The organism is Synechococcus sp. RSCCF101, assembly GCF_008807075.1.
Taxonomy (GTDB): Bacteria; Cyanobacteriota; Cyanobacteriia; order PCC-6307; family Cyanobiaceae; genus RSCCF101.
Genome location: NZ_CP035632.1, coordinates 2,315,286 through 2,329,231, shown reverse-complemented (window position 1 = coordinate 2,329,231; position 13,946 = coordinate 2,315,286). Strand labels below are relative to the sequence as shown.

Sequence of the window (13,946 nt, the reverse complement as noted above, 5' to 3'; positions counted from 1 at the left end):
ATCCGCGCGACCGTCTCAGGCAGGACGCATCGCGGTGCACACTCCAACCTCCCGCGCCTACTGGGAACTCAAGGCCGAGCAGGTGCTCGACCGGGTGTTCGAGGAGCAGGAGGAGGCCATCGATGTGCCGCTTCATCCGGCCCCGGAACCCGTGCTGCAGCGGCCCGCTCCGGCACCGGAGAGCGCAGCGCCGCCGCATCGCTCCAGCCGGGTCACCCGGCTGGAGACCCGCCGGGCCGCCGGCCAGCGCGATCAGACCCGTCGCCAGCTGCTGGTTGGGGGCCTGGCCCTGGTCACCGGCGCGGCCGGCATCGCCGCCCTGATGGGCTGGAGCGGCTGGCGCGCCGCCCAGGCCGACCTGCGCCAGCAGCGCACCATGCTCGTGCTGGAGCGCATGCGCCAGCTCCGGCCGGCCGAACCCGCCGCCGCCGGCACCCCTGCCGCACCGGCGACCCAGCCCACGGCGGCCGTGGCCGCCGCCAACCCGGCCGTCGCCGCCGCTCCGGCGGTGGCTGGGGTGAATGCGGCCGCAGCGCTGCCGCCGCCGCCACCGGAGGAAGCCTGGATGCAGGAGATCGCGCCGCTGCCGGTGCCTCTGCAGGGCACGCTGCCGGCACCAGCGCCCCAGCAGGCGGTCGCGGTCGCCGCACCCGCCGCGGCCCTGCCGCCCCTGCCGGAACTGGTGGGCCTGGTGGAATCCCCCAACGGCGCCTCGGCCATCTTCCAGGTGGGGGGAACTTCCACCAGCGCCGGCGTGGGCGAAGTGATCGGGGCCAGTGGCTGGCGGCTGGTGGCCGCCGGCAACGACGAGGCGGTGCTGGAGCAGGGCGGTGTTCAGCAGCGCGTCAGCATCAGCGGTTTCTAGGGTGAACGGCCGCATGTGAGCCGATGGCGGCCGAGGCCACCCTGCCGTCCCTGCTGCCCTCCCCCACGCCGCTCTGGCAGGCCCCCTTCAGCGATGTGCTCGAGGCCAGAGCCGGCCAGCACCTCAGCGGCGCCTGGCGCCTGCTGCTGCTGGGCGACGGCAGCCCCACCCGCCACTTCCAGCTGCTGACCGGCGATCCGGTCAGCATCGAGCTGATCGCCATGGCGCCCGAACCGGCCCTGGAGGCGTCAACGGAAGGGGGCGATAGGGCAGATGGCGCGAATCGGGAGCGCCCGCCCGAAGTGGCAGAGCTGGCTGGTCCGCTGCTGCGGCGCCAGGTGTGGCTGCGCTGCGGCGAGCGGCGCCTGGCCTGGGCCGAGAGCTGGTGGAACCGGGATGCCGCCGAGCACCACCTGCGCGATCGCTCCCAGCCGATCTGGAAGAGCCTCACCAGCCGCCGGGCGGAACTGTTCCGCGAGGTGGACGGGCTGGCCCTGGTCACGGCCCCCTGGCTCAGCGAGGGCTTCGGGCAGGAGGGCCCCTTCTGGAGCCGCCACTACCGCTTCTTCCGCGGCGGCCGGGAACTCACCGTGATCCGCGAGGTGTTCTCGCCGGCGCTGGAGCGTTGGCTGGGGCCGACGGCAACACTTCCTCATGACGATTGATGACGGCCATGACGGTTTGTCCCGCTTTCGGCTTGACAGGTTGCCCTTCGCCGCTCCAACCCCAATCTGTGGTGAGGACAGCCCATCGCCATGGCCACCTCACCTCAGCCCATCTGGCTCAGCCTTGACGACCTGGCGCACCTGTTCGGCCTCTCCAGCCGGGCCTGCGCCCAGCAGCTGAGCCAGGCCGGCCTGCGCCTGAGCGGCGGCGCGCCGAGCGCGGAAGCGATCCGCACCGGTGCCGCCCGGCGCTCCCATGGCGGGCGAACGACCGGCCCGAAGCTCTGGAACCGGGAGGTCTGCAGCACGGCGCTCGGTGCGCGGGGCCTGCAACCGGTGAGCCTGGCCGAGCGGGTGCGGCAGTGGGCCGATCTGCTGGAAGCCCTGGTGCACGGCTCCCCCTCGATCTCCCTCTCGGCCGATCAGATGGCCGAGGACGTGCCCAGCGAGCTGGTGGAGCCGGTGAACCGCCAGCTGCAGCATGACGGCTGCAGCTACCGGGTGCGCCGGCGCGGGCTGCACCGTGGCGGCCGGGCAGCCGTGTCGGCGGGAGCCGACTGAATCAGAGGCCTGGGGACCGGCCTCAGGCCAGCCGCAGAGCTTCCGCCTGCTGGCTGGCCTTGGAGAGCATCTCCCGCAGGCGGTCCTCATCCACATGGCTGAGGCTGGTACGGATCAGGCGGGCATGGGGCGCGTGGCTGCGCAGGCGCTCGATCACCCGATCCGGCGTGGCATCGCGCACCAGCAGGCAGAGGGCGGCACTGCCCGCAGGCAGGGTTTCACCGAGCTCCCGCATGAAGGTGTCGTTGATGCCCAGGTCACTCATGGCGCCGGAAGCCGCGCCGACGCCGGCACCCACCGCGGCGCCCAGAAGGGGGTTGAGGAACAGCAGACCCACCAGGGTTCCCCAGAAGCCGCCACCGAGGGCGCCGGCGGCCGTGAGGTTCACCGCCTGGCGCAGGTGCACCTGTCCGTCGGCGTCGTTCTCGACGACCACCGCGTCCTCGAGGGCGATCAGGTGCTCCTGCTGGATGGACACCAGCTCCTTGCGCACCGCTTCGGCCTCCTCGGCCTTGGGGAAGCCCACCACCACAAGGTTGCTCATCGCTGCGAGCGGCTGATGCCGCGTCAAAGGTCTGGCCAGAAGCGTAGTCAGGCGCGGCGGGCGGAGAGGCCGGGCCGCAGCTCAGGGGCTCTGGCGGCGGCGACTGGAGCGCGGCATGGGCCGGCGGCCCGGACCGGGGCGGCGCACCGGTCGGTCCGGTTGATCGTCGGAGCCGCGGGGGGCCGGAGCCGCCGGCTCCACGGGCTCCGCATCCCGGCTCCAGCGGGCAATGCGAAACGCGTCCTCATCCGGCCAGTCGTCCGGTCCTGCGGGAGGCGTCGGTCGCGGCTCCCGAACAGGGGCTGGGGCCTCTGCCCTGGCCCTGGGCTGACGGCGGGAGATGGCCTCCAGCCGGCGGCGGCCGCCGGGCTCCGGCGGCGCCGGAGAGCGGACGGCCGGCGGGTCCTGCTGCTGCCAGGGCTCCTGCCAGTCGTCCTCATCCTCGAGCAGCCAGTCGAGTCGATCCCCCATCCAGCGCCCCATGCGGGCCAGACCGTCAGCGGCGCGGCGGCCCTCGCTGCGGGCACGGTCGAGGCGGCGGCCCCCCCGGGCGGCATCGAATCGATCCATGGCCCGACCCTACCGGCGCCGGCTCCTCAGCCAGCGCTCGCGCCGGAGGCCCAGCACGGCGATCGCCACACCGGCCAGCTCGAGGGTCCAGAGAAAGCAGCTGCCGGCGGTGACGGCGTCGCTCACGAGGCGGTCTCCCGGACCGTCTCGGGGGCTCTCTCCGGGTCGGTCACCGCGGCCGGTTCGAACACCAGCAGACAGCTGGCATGCCAGCGGCCGCTGTGCAGACGCTCGCAGCAGGGCCGGCAGGCCGCCTGGCTGACCCGACGCCGGTAGGGCGTGGTGCGTCCGCACTGAGGGCAGCGGGCCTGCCAGCGCACCGATGCGGCCGGCAGCGGATAGCGGTGGCGCACGCTCACCCGGAAATCCGACTGGGCGGCGTTGATGGCCTCCATGCGGGCGCAGAAGCGGGGGCCGTGGGCCTCCCTGAGGCCGAGCACCCGGTCCACCCAGGCGTGGATCATCTCGTGGCAGAGGGTGGACAGCAGGGCCTCCCGCGGCAGGGGCTCCAGCAGGGGGCGCGACAGCACGATCTCGCACAGATCCCCGCCGTCGCGGCCCCGGCCGCGCTTGTAGAAGCCGGCGGTGCGGGTCATGCGGCCGTCGCTCCAGCGCAGGCTCACCAGCGGTGATCCCCGGTGCAGCAGCGAGCCGTCGAAATGCTCCCGGTTCAGGCGATGGAACAGGGGCGGTAGCGGCTCCAGCGGCATGCCATCGGCAGCTCGGCCGGCTCAGTCTGCCGGCAGGGGCCAGCGGTCCGTCAGACTCGCCCATCCTTCCCCTTCCGCCCAACGCCATGGACACGGCCCTGGTCAGGGACATCGGCACCAAGGCGCTGCTCGCCGGCGCCGGCACGCTCCTCCTCTACTGGACGGTCAATGCCGTGAAGCTGGTGCTGAGCGCCCGCGGCATCAACCCCCTGATCAAGCAGTTCTTCACCCAGGTGGCCTCCGGCCGCATCGATGCGGCCTACCTGCTCACCACAAAGAACTACCGGGTGCATGTGAACCGGCAGCAGTTCATCCGTTTCCTGGCCGGCCTGCAGCTCAACCGCTACCGCAACCTCAAGTCCGGCCGGCCCCGCATCCAGGAGGGCAACGTGATCCTCACCGTGAAGCTCAAGGCCGAGAACAAGGACGAGCTGCCCCTGGATTTCACCTTCACCAAGGTCGACGACCAGTGGAAGGTGGAGCGCATCACCCGGGTGGCCGCCTGAGGGCATGGCACAGGCCCCAGCGGCGGCGGCGGCCCGGGCCGCCGAGCTGCGCCCCCTGATCACCCGGGCGGCCCACGCCTATTACGTGCTGGACGCACCCGTGATGGAGGACGCGGTCTACGACCGTCTCCTGCGGGAACTCGAGCAGCTCGAGCGGGAGCATCCGGAGCTGCACCGGCCGGACAGCCCGACCCTGCGGGTGGGGGGGGCTCCCGCCAGCCGCTTCGAGAGCGTGGCCCATCGCATCGGCCTGCTCAGCCTCGACAACGCCTTCGACCTGGGGGAACTGAGGGCCTGGCACGAGCGGCTGCAGCGGGTGCTGGAGAAGGCGCGGACCGCCGGAGCCACCGAGTCCCCTGAAACGGCACCGCAGGGGCAGACCGAACAGGCCCTGGTCAGCGAACTGAAGATCGACGGCAACGCCCTGGCCCTGAGCTACGAGGACGGTGTGCTGGTGCGGGCCGCGACACGCGGGGACGGCAGCCGGGGCGAGGAGATCACCGCCAATGTGCGCACCATCCGCACGGTGCCGCTGCGGCTGCAGCTGGAGCGGCCGCCGGCCTGGGTGGAGGTGCGCGGTGAGGCGTTCATCCCGTCGGCCACCTTCGAGGCCATCAACCGGGAGCGGGTCGCCGCCGGGGAGCCCGCCTTCGCCAACCCGCGCAACGCCTGCGCCGGCACCCTGCGGCAGCTGGATCCGGCTGTGGTGGCCCGCCGCCGCCTGGATTTCTTCGCTTACACCCTGCACCTGCCGCCCGATGCAGCGCAGGCGCCCGCCAGCCAGTGGCAGGCCCTGGACTGGCTGCGGCAGGCCGGCTTCCGGGTGAATCCGAATGCCCGCCGCTGCCCGGACCTGAGCGCGGTGGAGGCCTTCGTGGAGGAGTGGTCAGAGCGGCGCCACGGCCTGCCCTACGCCACCGACGGCGTGGTGGTGAAGCTCGACGACCTGGCCCTGCAGGAGCGGGCGGGCTTCACCCAGAAGGCCCCGCGCTGGGCGATCGCGCTCAAGTACCCGGCCGAGGAAGCGCCCAGCCGCCTGATCCGGCTGACCAGTCAGGTGGGCCGCACTGGCGTGGTCACCCCCGTGGCCGAGTTCGAGGCGGTGGCCCTGGCCGGCACGAGCGTCAGCCGGGCCACCCTCCACAACGCCGATCGTCTGGCGGAGCTGGATCTGCACACCAGCGACACGATCGTGGTGCGCAAGGCCGGCGAGATCATCCCGGAGGTGGTGCGGGTGCTGCCGGAGCTCCGGCCCGAAGGAGCGGTACCGCTGAGCCTGCCGAGCGCATGCCCGGTCTGCGGCTCCCCCCTGGTGCGGGAAGACGGGGAGGCCGCCACCCGCTGCGTGAACAGCAGCTGTCCGGCGATCCTGCGGGGCAGCCTGCGCCACTGGGTGAGCAAGGCGGCACTCGATGTGGACGGGCTCGGCAGCCGCCTGATCGAGCAGTTGGTGGACAAGCGCCTGGTGCGCTCCATCGCCGATCTCTACCGGCTCGATGCCGCGCTGCTGGCCAGCCTCGAGCGCATGGGGGAGAAGTCGGCCGCGAACCTGATGGCGGCGCTCGAGGCCTCGCGCCAACGACCCTGGTCGCGGCTGCTGCACGGGCTTGGCATCCATCACGTGGGCCAGGTCAACGCCCGCGCCCTGGCCTCGGCTTTCCCGGGCGTCGCCGAGCTCGCCGCGGCCGCTCAGGAGGCCCCGGAGACGGTCACCGCCGTGCACGGCATCGGCGATGAGATCGTCCAGAGCCTGCAGCAGTGGTTCGCCACCCCGGCCAACCAGGCGCTGCTGCGGGACTTGGCCGGCCTGGGCCTGCCTCTGGCCGGCAGCTCCGGCAACGAGCGGGCTTCAGGCGACCCGGGCGAGGCCGTGCCGGCGAGCTCACCTCTGGCCGGCAAGAGCGTGGTGCTCACCGGCACGCTGCCCGACATGAGCCGGGAGCAGGCCCGCGACCTGATCGAGGCGGCCGGCGGCCGGGTCACCGGCTCGGTGAGCCGGCGCACCAGCCTGGTGGTGGCCGGCGATGAAGCGGGAGGAAAGCTGGCCAAAGCCCGCGAGCTGGGAGTGACCGTGATCGATCAGGCCCAGCTGCAGGCCCTCCTCTCCGGTGCACTCAGCGAAGGCGCCGGTGAGGACGCAGCAGACGCCGGCGCAGCCTGAGAAAGGCCCAGCGCACCAGCTGGCCTTCAACGGCCACCGCCAGCACCAGCAGCAGTGAGCGGAGCAGAAGCGCCAGCGGTGAATCCGCATCGGGCACCAGAACGGCCGTCAGCCAGCCACTGATCAGGAGCGCGCCGATCACCGCCAGAACAACGATCAGCGGCAGCAGGCACCACAGCAGCGGCTGCGCCCCCCCTTCGCGATCGGCCGGATCAGCCCCCGGCCGGTAGTAGTAGGCCAGGATCAACGCCACCCAGCTCAGGGCCAGCCCCAGAAGCACCGCCACTGGACCTGTCCACGTCGGATGGCAGTCCAAGCGTAGGCAGGCTCAGCCCTCCGCCTCCGCCCCGTCGATCCAGCGGAAGCAGCGGTTCAGCTCAGCCAGGTCCAGGGCGACCTGAAGGCCCGTGAACCCCTTCGCATGGCGCACGGCCTCGGGCACGATCCGGCGTTCCAGCGGTCCGCCATCAGCCGCCACGAGCAGCACAGCGCTGGCGGCGACGCCACCCTCCTCACTGCCGCTGCAGACCCGCAGCCGGTCGCCGGGTCGGTGGATCAGCTCAGTCCGCTCAGCCGTTCGCGGGCGAGCTGGGCCTGGGTCTCGGCTTCGGCCAGGCTGGCGCGGCAGTCGGCCACCACGGCCTCCGGCGCCCGGTCGACGAACTTCGGATTGGCCAGCCGGCCGGAGAGCTGGGCGATCTCCTTCTCCGCCCGGGCCAGGTCCTTCTCCAGGCGGCTGCTCAGGGCCGCCAGATCCACCAAACCCTCAAGCGGCAGCACCACCTGCAGCTCTCCGCTGACGCCGGCCAGGGCCCGGCTGGCCGGGCGCGCTCTGGCCACGGCCGGATCCATCACCTGCACCGAGGGCGCGCGGGTGAGCAGGGCGATGTCCACCTCGGCGCGCATCAGCACGTCCGCCAGCTCGGGCCGGCCGGTGATGAAGAGCACCGGAGCGGGCTGGGAGGGCTTCAGGCCCGCCAGGGCCCGCAGGTTGCGCACCACCCGGATGGCGGCGATCAGCTCGGCGAAGCGGGCCTCCAGCCCCGCATCCATGGCGGCGGCATCGGGCTCGGGCCAGCGCTGCAGGGCGAGGAGCCGGTCATCAGCGGCGCCGCTGAGGCCATGCCAGAGCTCCTCGGTCAGATGGGGCATCAGCGGATGCAGCATCAGCAGCAGCTGCTCCAGCACCAGCGCGAGCACCTGCCGGGCGGTGCGCTGATCGGTCGCGGCCCGCTGTGCCGCCTCGCCCCGCAGCTCCGCCGCTGGATTGAGGCGACGCTTGCTCAGCTCCAGATACCAGTCGCAGACCTCGTTCCAGGCGAACTCGTAGAGCCCCTTGGCCGCTTCACCGAGGCCGTAGGCCGCGAAGCGCTCGGCGGTGCCGGCATTGACCCGCGCCAGCCGGGAGAGAATCCAGCGGTCCGCCAGGGTCAGGTGCGCCGGGTCGGGGCGGCCGAGGCTGGCCGGCGTCTCCCCACCCAGGTTCATCAGGGCGAAGCGGGTGGCGTTCCAGAGCTTGTTGGCGAAGTTGCGGGCGCTCTCCACGGTGGCGGAGGCCCCGCTGGCGCGGTCGTAGTCGAGGCGCACGTCCTGGCCGGCACCGGCCACCTCCCGCACCAGGGCGAAGCGCAGGGCATCGGCGCCGTAGCGGTCCACCAGCAGCAGCGGATCGATGCCGTTGCCGGCGCTCTTGCTCATCTTGCGGTTCTGCTCATCCCGCACCAGGCCGTGAATGGCCACATCCCGGAAGGGAATCCAGGGCTCGCCGGCGCCGCCGGGATCCATGGCGGCGGCCATCATCGTCATGCGGGCCACCCAGAAGAAGATGATGTCGAAACCCGTCACCAGGGTGGTGGTGGGGTACCAGCGCTGCAGATCGGCGCTGCCGGCATCGGGCCAGCCCAGGGTGGAGAAGGGCCAGAGGCCGCTCGAGAACCAGGTGTCGAGCACGTCCTCGTCCTGCTCCAGCACCACATCCGGACCGTGGCGCTCGCTGGCGATGGCGCGGGCCTCCGCCTCGCTGCGGGCCACCACGAAGGGGGTGTCGTCGCACACCCGGCCATCGGTCGCGCTGATCACGAACCAGGCCGGGATGCGGTGTCCCCACCAGAGCTGGCGGCTGATGCACCAGTCGCGGATGTCCGTGAGCCAGTCGAGGTAAACCTTGCGCCAGCGCTCCGGCACGAATCGGGGCTGCTGCCGCTCCAGGGCCTCGCGGCAGCGGGCGGCGAGCGGTTCGGTGCGCACGAACCACTGGGTGGAAAGCAGGGGTTCCACCGGCACCTTGCCCCGGTCGGAGTAGGGCACGCAGTGGCGGTGGGGTTCCACCTTCACCAGCAGGCCCTCCGCCTCGAGGGCCTCCACCACGGCACGACGCGCCTCGAAGCGATCGAGCCCCTCGAAGCGACCGGCGTGATGGTTCATCGTGCCGTTCTTGCGCATCACCGTGATCTGGGGCAGACCGTGGCGCTGGCCGATCGCGTAGTCGTTGGGGTCGTGGGCCGGGGTCACCTTCACGCAGCCCGTTCCGAAGCCCGCCTCCACGTGATCGTCCGCGATCACCGGGATCTCGCGCCCCACCAGCGGCAGCACCAGGGTGCGGCCCACCAGATGGCGGTAGCGCTCGTCGGCGGGGTTCACGGCCACCGCCACATCCCCCAGCATCGTTTCGGGCCGGGTGGTGGCCACCTCCAGATGGGTGGGTTGGCCATCGGCGGCACCGTCCTCAGCGCCGCTGAGGGGATAGCGGAAATGCCAGAGGTGCCCATCCACCTCCTTCATCTCCACCTCGAGATCGCTCACGGCCGAGCCGGAGGCGGGGCACCAGTTGACCAGGTACTCGCCGCGGTAGATCAGCCCCTGCTCATGCAGGCGCACGAAGGCCTCGCTCACCGCCCGGCTGAGCCCCTCGTCCATCGTGAAGCGCTCACGGCTCCAGTCGACCGAGTAGCCAAGCCGACGCAGCTGGGAAACGATGCGGCCACCGCTCTCCCGTTTCCACTGCCAGGCCCGCTCGAGGAAGGCGTCCCGCCCCAGATCGCGCTTGTCGGAGCCCTCGGCCCGCAGCTGCTTCTCCAGGATCGTCTGCACCGCGATCGAGGCGTGGTCGGTGCCCGGCAGGCAGAGCACGTTGCGGCCCCGGAGGCGGTGGAAGCGCACCAGGGTGTCGATCAGCGACGTCTCGAAGCCATGGCCCATGTGCAGGCTGCCGGTGACGTTCGGCGGCGGGATCACCAGGCAGAAGGGCTCCCCCGGGGCCTCGGGATCGGCATGGAAGGCACCGCTCTCCTCCCAGATCCGCTGCCAGCGGGCTTCCGTGCCGGCCGGGTCGTAGGTCTTGGGCAGGGCGTCCGCGGCCGTGGCGGCGGCGACGGAGGGCTCGGGCACAGGCGGGTCAGCGGGCTGGCCCCATGCTCGCAGGCGCCTCAGCGCCGCAGCAGCACCACCGCCATCGCGCTGAGGCCGATGGTGAGCCCGATGCCAACGTTCCAGACCAGGGACTGACGCCGCGCCAGCCGCCGCAGGCTGTCGGGCAGGGCATCGGGATACCGCTGCAGCAGCAGGGTCGACACCACCAGGATCAGGGTCGGGATCCCCAGGGCCACCAGCAGGGTGGGATCAACCACGCGCGGCGGCCGCGGCGAGGGCAGCGGCCTCCCGGGCGTCGGCCTGGGCCTGGGGAATGGAGATCCGGTCGTAGATGTGATGGATCCAGCGGCCGAAGAAGAGGTTGCGGTGGCTGCGCCAGAGGTTGAGCGGGTCGGCGGGATCGAAGTGCTCCGGCGGCTCCACCAGGGGATTGGCCTGATCCCGTTCGGCCTCCATGATCAGCCGGCCGGCGTTGTATTCGGGGTGGCCCAGATGCACGATCTGGCGCTGATCCGGCGTCTCGAAGATCGAGTAGCCCACCTTGTGGCCCCAGGCCAGCAGACGCAGGCGCCCGTCGGCCTGGGCCTCCTCCATCGCCGCGTCATCGAGGGTGGCGTGACGGCTCTGGGGGCAGGGGAAGCTGTCGTCGTGGCTGCCCATCACCGGATGGCCGCGGCCGAGGTTGCGCAGCGGGAACACGCCGAAGAGCTTGCTGGAGAGGGCCCGTTTGTCGACGCCGGCCCTATAGGCCATGGCGAAACCGGCCCAGCAGAGACCGAGGGTGCTGGGGATGTGCTGGCGGGCCACATCCATCAGCTCACAGATCTCATCCCAGTAGCGCACCTCCCGGTAGGTGAGGTGCTCCACCGGCGCGCCGGTGATGATCAGACCGTCCAGCGGCGCCTCGGCCAGAGCGGTCTCCCAGTCGACGTAGAGCTCATCGAGATGCTGGCGCGACCAGGTGCGGTAGGCGTGGGAGCGGAGCCGCAGCCAGATCGGCTGGATCTGGATCAGGGAGAGCCCGAGCGGGTGGAGCAGGTTGAACTCGTACTGCTCACCCAGGGGCATGATGTTGAGGATGCCGATGCGCAGCGGACGGATGTCCTGGCTCTCGGCACGCTCCGGTGGCATCCAGTGGATGCGGTTGGCCTCCACGGCCTCGAGACCGTGATACGAGCGCGGCAGGATCAGCGCCATGGCCGTGGAGCGAGGGGGGATGTCATCGGCCGATGGCCTCGAAGGCCTGCTGGAAGTCGCCCTTGATGTCGTCGATGTGCTCCAGGCCCACCGACACCCGCACCATGGTGGGGCTCACACCGGCGGAGAGCTGCTCCTCGGGGCTCAGCTGCTGGTGGGTGGTGGAGGCGGGGTGGATCACCAGCGTCTTGGCATCGCCCACGTTGGCCAGGTGGCTGGCGATCGTGAGGGACTCGATGAAGGTCACGGCATCGTCGTAGCCGCCCCGGAGGGAGAAGCTGAGCATGCAGCCCATGCCGCGTTCCAGATAGCGCTGGGCCAGGGCGTTGTAGGGGCTCCCGGGCAGGCCCGGATAGGAGACCTCCTCCACCTGCGGGTGCTCCTGCAGCCATTCCGCCAGGGCCTGGGCGTTGCTGGTGTGGCGCTCGACCCGCAGGCTCAGGGTCTCCAGACCCTGAAGCAGCAGGAAGGCATTGAAGGGGCTCAGGGCCGGGCCCCAGTCCCGCAGGCCCTCCACCCGTGCCCGCAGGGCGAAGGCCACGTTGCGATCGTCCGGAACGCCGAGCGCCCGGCAGACATCGCTGCCGAAGCCGAACGCCTGCCAGTGAACGAGACCGTGGTAGGCCTCACTGGGCTCGGAGAAGAGGGGGAAGCGGCCGTTGCCCCAGTCGAAGGTGCCCGCGTCCACGATCACGCCGCCCAGGCTGGTGCCGTGGCCGCCGATCCACTTGGTGGCGCTCTCCACCACCACATCGGCGCCGTGCTCGATCGGGCGGATCAGGGCGCCGCAGGCGCCGAGGGTGTTGTCCACGATCAGGGGGATGCCGTGCTCGCGGGCGAGGGCCGCCATCGCCTCGAAGTCGGGAATGTTGAAGCGGGGGTTGCCCATCGCCTCCACGTAGAGCGCCTTGGTGCGCTCATCGATCAGGGCGGCGAAGCTGGCCACATCATCGCCGTCGGCGAACTTCACCTGGATGCCCAGGCGGGGGAACTGCACCTTGAACTGGTTGTAGGTGCCGCCGTAGAGGTACGAGGTGGAGATGAAGTTGTCGCCGGCCGTCATGCAGTTGCTGATGGCCAGGAACTGGGCCGACTGGCCGGATGCCGTCGCCAGGGCCGCCACCCCACCCTCGAGCGCCGCGACGCGCTTCTCGAACACGTCCGTCGTGGGGTTCATCAGACGGGTGTAGATGTTGCCGAACCGCTTCAGGGCGAACAGATCGGCACCGTGTTCGGCGCTCTCGAACACGTAGGAGCTGGTCTGGTAAATCGGCACCGCCCGGGCGCCGGTGGTGGGGTCCGCCTGCTGACCGGCGTGGAGCTGCAGGGTCTCGTAGCGCAGGGAGCTCATCGGGATCGCTGGAGGGTGCGGCGACGCGGGCCGGGTCAGAATCCGTGTCTAGCTCAGGACCGGCTCTGTGGGACCTGAGGGTCAGAGCCCTGTCAGGGGCGGCCTGCCAGGCAGACTGCGGGGGCAGGAGCGAGGCACAAGGCTGTGGCGCTGGACTTCAACGATCCCGAACTCGAGTTCTCGGATCTGGTGTACGCGTACCAGAGCTGGGTGATGGCGGTGATCAACGACGAGAAGCTCGACAGCGAGGAGTCGCTCCTCACCGACGAGATCGCCGAGGACGCCCTGAACGCCTCCCGCTTCCTGCCGGCGGAGGTCTCCGCCGCGATCGAGACCAGCCTGGCGCGCGTCTACGAGGTGGATGCCGACGAACTCGCCGCCCTGCTCTACCCCGAAGACCCCGAGGACTGAGGCGGCGGGCGCGGCAGGGGGGGTCACAACCGACCCCATCCGGACGCCATCCTTGCGGCGCACCTCTTTCACCCGCAGCCCGATGCGCTGGACCTGCCAGGACATCCCCGATCAGAGCGGTCGGGTCGCCCTGATCACCGGCGCCAACAGCGGCCTGGGCCTGGAGAGCGCCCGGGCTCTCGCAACCGCCGGTGCCACCGTGCTGATGGCCTGCCGCTCCAGCCGCCGCGGTGAGCAGGCCCGCCAGCAGCTGCTCGGCAGCGCACGGGGCGGCCTGGAGCTGCTGCCGATGGATCTCTCGGATCTGGCCAGCGTCACCGCCGCGGCCGAGACCGTGCGCCGCGACTACGGCCGGCTGGATCTGCTGCTCAACAACGCCGGGGTGATGGCACCGCCGCGCACCCTCACCCGCCAGGGCTTCGAGCTGCAGTTCGGAGTCAACCACCTGGCCCACATGGCCCTCACCCTGCAGCTGCTGCCGCTGCTGCGCAGCCAGCCCGGAGCCCGGGTGGTGACGGTGACCTCCGGCGCCCAGTACTTCGGCCGCATCGGCTTTGATGACCTGCAGGGCGAGCGCCGCTACGACCGCTGGGCCGCCTACAGCCAGAGCAAGCTGGCCAATGTGATGTTCGCCCTGGAGCTGCAGGAGCGGGAGGCGGCGGCCGGCGGCGGCCTGCGCTCGCTGGCCGCGCATCCGGGCCTGGCCCGCACCAACCTGCAGCCCACCTCGATCGCCAGCCACGGCTCGCGGATCGAGGCCCTGGCCTACCGCCTCATGGACCCCCTCTTCCAGAGCGCGGCCCAGGGCGCCCTGCCCCAGCTTTACGCCGCCACCGCGCCCGAGGCCGAGCCCGGCGGCCACTACGGCCCCGACCAGCTCGGCGGCATGCGGGGCTGGCCCACCAGCTGCCGCATCGCCCCCGCCGCTCTGGACCCCGCCCAGCGCCAGCGGCTCTGGCAGCGGAGCGAGGAGCTGCTGCAGCTGCAGAACGTGCCGGTGGCCGCCTGAGGCACCGGATCTAGCGTGATGCGGGAC

General features: G+C 71.5%; 16 protein-coding genes. 7 read left to right on the top strand and 9 right to left on the bottom strand.

Going from position 1 to position 13,946, the window contains the following annotated elements:
* Positions 1-34 precede the first annotated feature (34 nt).
* The 3 genes from EVJ50_RS11380 to EVJ50_RS11370 all read left to right on the top strand — a co-directional run bounded on the left by EVJ50_RS11380 (position 35) and on the right by EVJ50_RS11370 (position 2,091).
* Positions 35-865, top strand: coding sequence for a hypothetical protein (locus EVJ50_RS11380; protein WP_150884064.1), 831 nt, complete (start codon positions 35-37; stop codon positions 863-865).
* Positions 866-888: 23 nt separating this feature from the next.
* Complete coding sequence (locus EVJ50_RS11375; RefSeq protein ID WP_191964758.1) at positions 889-1,530, top strand: chorismate lyase; 642 nt, start codon at positions 889-891, stop codon at positions 1,528-1,530.
* A 90-nt stretch (positions 1,531-1,620) separates the two neighbouring features.
* Entirely contained in the window at positions 1,621-2,091 is a 471-nt protein-coding gene (locus EVJ50_RS11370; RefSeq protein ID WP_150884063.1) for a hypothetical protein, read from the top strand.
* A gap of 22 nt (positions 2,092-2,113) precedes the next feature.
* On the opposite strand, the gene EVJ50_RS11365 is transcribed toward EVJ50_RS11370, so the two are convergent.
* The 3 genes from EVJ50_RS11365 to EVJ50_RS11355 all read right to left on the bottom strand — a co-directional run bounded on the left by EVJ50_RS11365 (position 2,114) and on the right by EVJ50_RS11355 (position 3,915).
* Complete coding sequence (locus EVJ50_RS11365) at positions 2,114-2,635, bottom strand: DUF1269 domain-containing protein (RefSeq protein ID WP_150884062.1); 522 nt, start codon at positions 2,633-2,635, stop codon at positions 2,114-2,116.
* Positions 2,636-2,716: 81 nt separating this feature from the next.
* Positions 2,717-3,205 carry an RNA helicase gene (locus EVJ50_RS11360; protein ID WP_150884061.1) on the bottom strand — a complete coding sequence of 163 codons (489 nt, stop codon included), beginning with the start codon at positions 3,203-3,205 and terminating at the stop codon, positions 2,717-2,719.
* Between the two features lie 122 nt (positions 3,206-3,327).
* Positions 3,328-3,915 (bottom strand): SprT family zinc-dependent metalloprotease, encoded by a 588-nt coding sequence (locus tag EVJ50_RS11355; RefSeq protein WP_150884060.1) that lies wholly within the window; start codon positions 3,913-3,915, stop codon positions 3,328-3,330.
* Positions 3,916-4,001: 86 nt separating this feature from the next.
* Here EVJ50_RS11355 and EVJ50_RS11350 point away from each other — a divergent pair, with 86 nt between their 5' ends.
* Positions 4,002-4,421 carry a hypothetical protein gene (locus EVJ50_RS11350; protein ID WP_150884059.1) on the top strand — a complete coding sequence of 140 codons (420 nt, stop codon included), beginning with the start codon at positions 4,002-4,004 and terminating at the stop codon, positions 4,419-4,421.
* 4 nt (positions 4,422-4,425) lie between these two features.
* Positions 4,426-6,582: an NAD-dependent DNA ligase LigA gene (gene ligA / locus EVJ50_RS11345; RefSeq protein ID WP_150884058.1), complete on the top strand. Its 2,157-nt coding sequence runs from the start codon at positions 4,426-4,428 to the stop codon at positions 6,580-6,582.
* On the opposite strand, the gene EVJ50_RS11340 is transcribed toward ligA, so the two are convergent.
* The 6 genes from EVJ50_RS11340 to EVJ50_RS11320 all read right to left on the bottom strand — a co-directional run bounded on the left by EVJ50_RS11340 (position 6,536) and on the right by EVJ50_RS11320 (position 12,499).
* Complete coding sequence (locus EVJ50_RS11340; protein WP_150884057.1) at positions 6,536-6,868, bottom strand: hypothetical protein; 333 nt, start codon at positions 6,866-6,868, stop codon at positions 6,536-6,538. The two genes, ligA and EVJ50_RS11340, sit on opposite strands and share 47 nt — an antisense overlap.
* Positions 6,869-6,910: 42 nt before the next feature.
* Positions 6,911-7,060, bottom strand: coding sequence for a hypothetical protein (locus EVJ50_RS14700; protein ID WP_191964757.1), 150 nt, complete (start codon positions 7,058-7,060; stop codon positions 6,911-6,913).
* Between the two features lie 77 nt (positions 7,061-7,137).
* Positions 7,138-9,969, bottom strand: coding sequence for a valine--tRNA ligase (locus EVJ50_RS11335; RefSeq protein WP_191964756.1), 2,832 nt, complete (start codon positions 9,967-9,969; stop codon positions 7,138-7,140).
* A 38-nt stretch (positions 9,970-10,007) separates the two neighbouring features.
* Entirely contained in the window at positions 10,008-10,208 is a 201-nt protein-coding gene (locus tag EVJ50_RS11330) for a hypothetical protein (RefSeq protein ID WP_150884056.1), read from the bottom strand.
* On the bottom strand, positions 10,201-11,148 hold the full coding sequence (locus tag EVJ50_RS11325) for a homoserine O-succinyltransferase (protein ID WP_150884055.1): 948 nt from the start codon (positions 11,146-11,148) through the stop codon (positions 10,201-10,203). The genes EVJ50_RS11330 and EVJ50_RS11325 overlap by 8 nt, the downstream gene beginning before the upstream one ends.
* A gap of 22 nt (positions 11,149-11,170) precedes the next feature.
* A complete protein-coding gene (locus EVJ50_RS11320; RefSeq protein WP_150884054.1) occupies positions 11,171-12,499 on the bottom strand; it encodes an O-acetylhomoserine aminocarboxypropyltransferase/cysteine synthase family protein in 1,329 nt (442 codons plus the stop codon).
* A gap of 144 nt (positions 12,500-12,643) precedes the next feature.
* On the opposite strand from EVJ50_RS11320, the gene EVJ50_RS11315 reads away from it, so the two are divergent.
* Together EVJ50_RS11315 and EVJ50_RS11310 are read left to right on the top strand one after the other, a co-directional pair.
* Complete coding sequence (locus EVJ50_RS11315) at positions 12,644-12,910, top strand: hypothetical protein (RefSeq protein ID WP_150884053.1); 267 nt, start codon at positions 12,644-12,646, stop codon at positions 12,908-12,910.
* Between the two features lie 82 nt (positions 12,911-12,992).
* The gene (locus EVJ50_RS11310) at positions 12,993-13,919 is read left to right on the top strand and encodes an oxidoreductase (RefSeq protein ID WP_150885000.1); all 927 of its coding nucleotides are present in this window, start codon (positions 12,993-12,995) and stop codon (positions 13,917-13,919) included.
* The last annotated feature ends 27 nt before the right edge of the window (positions 13,920-13,946 follow it).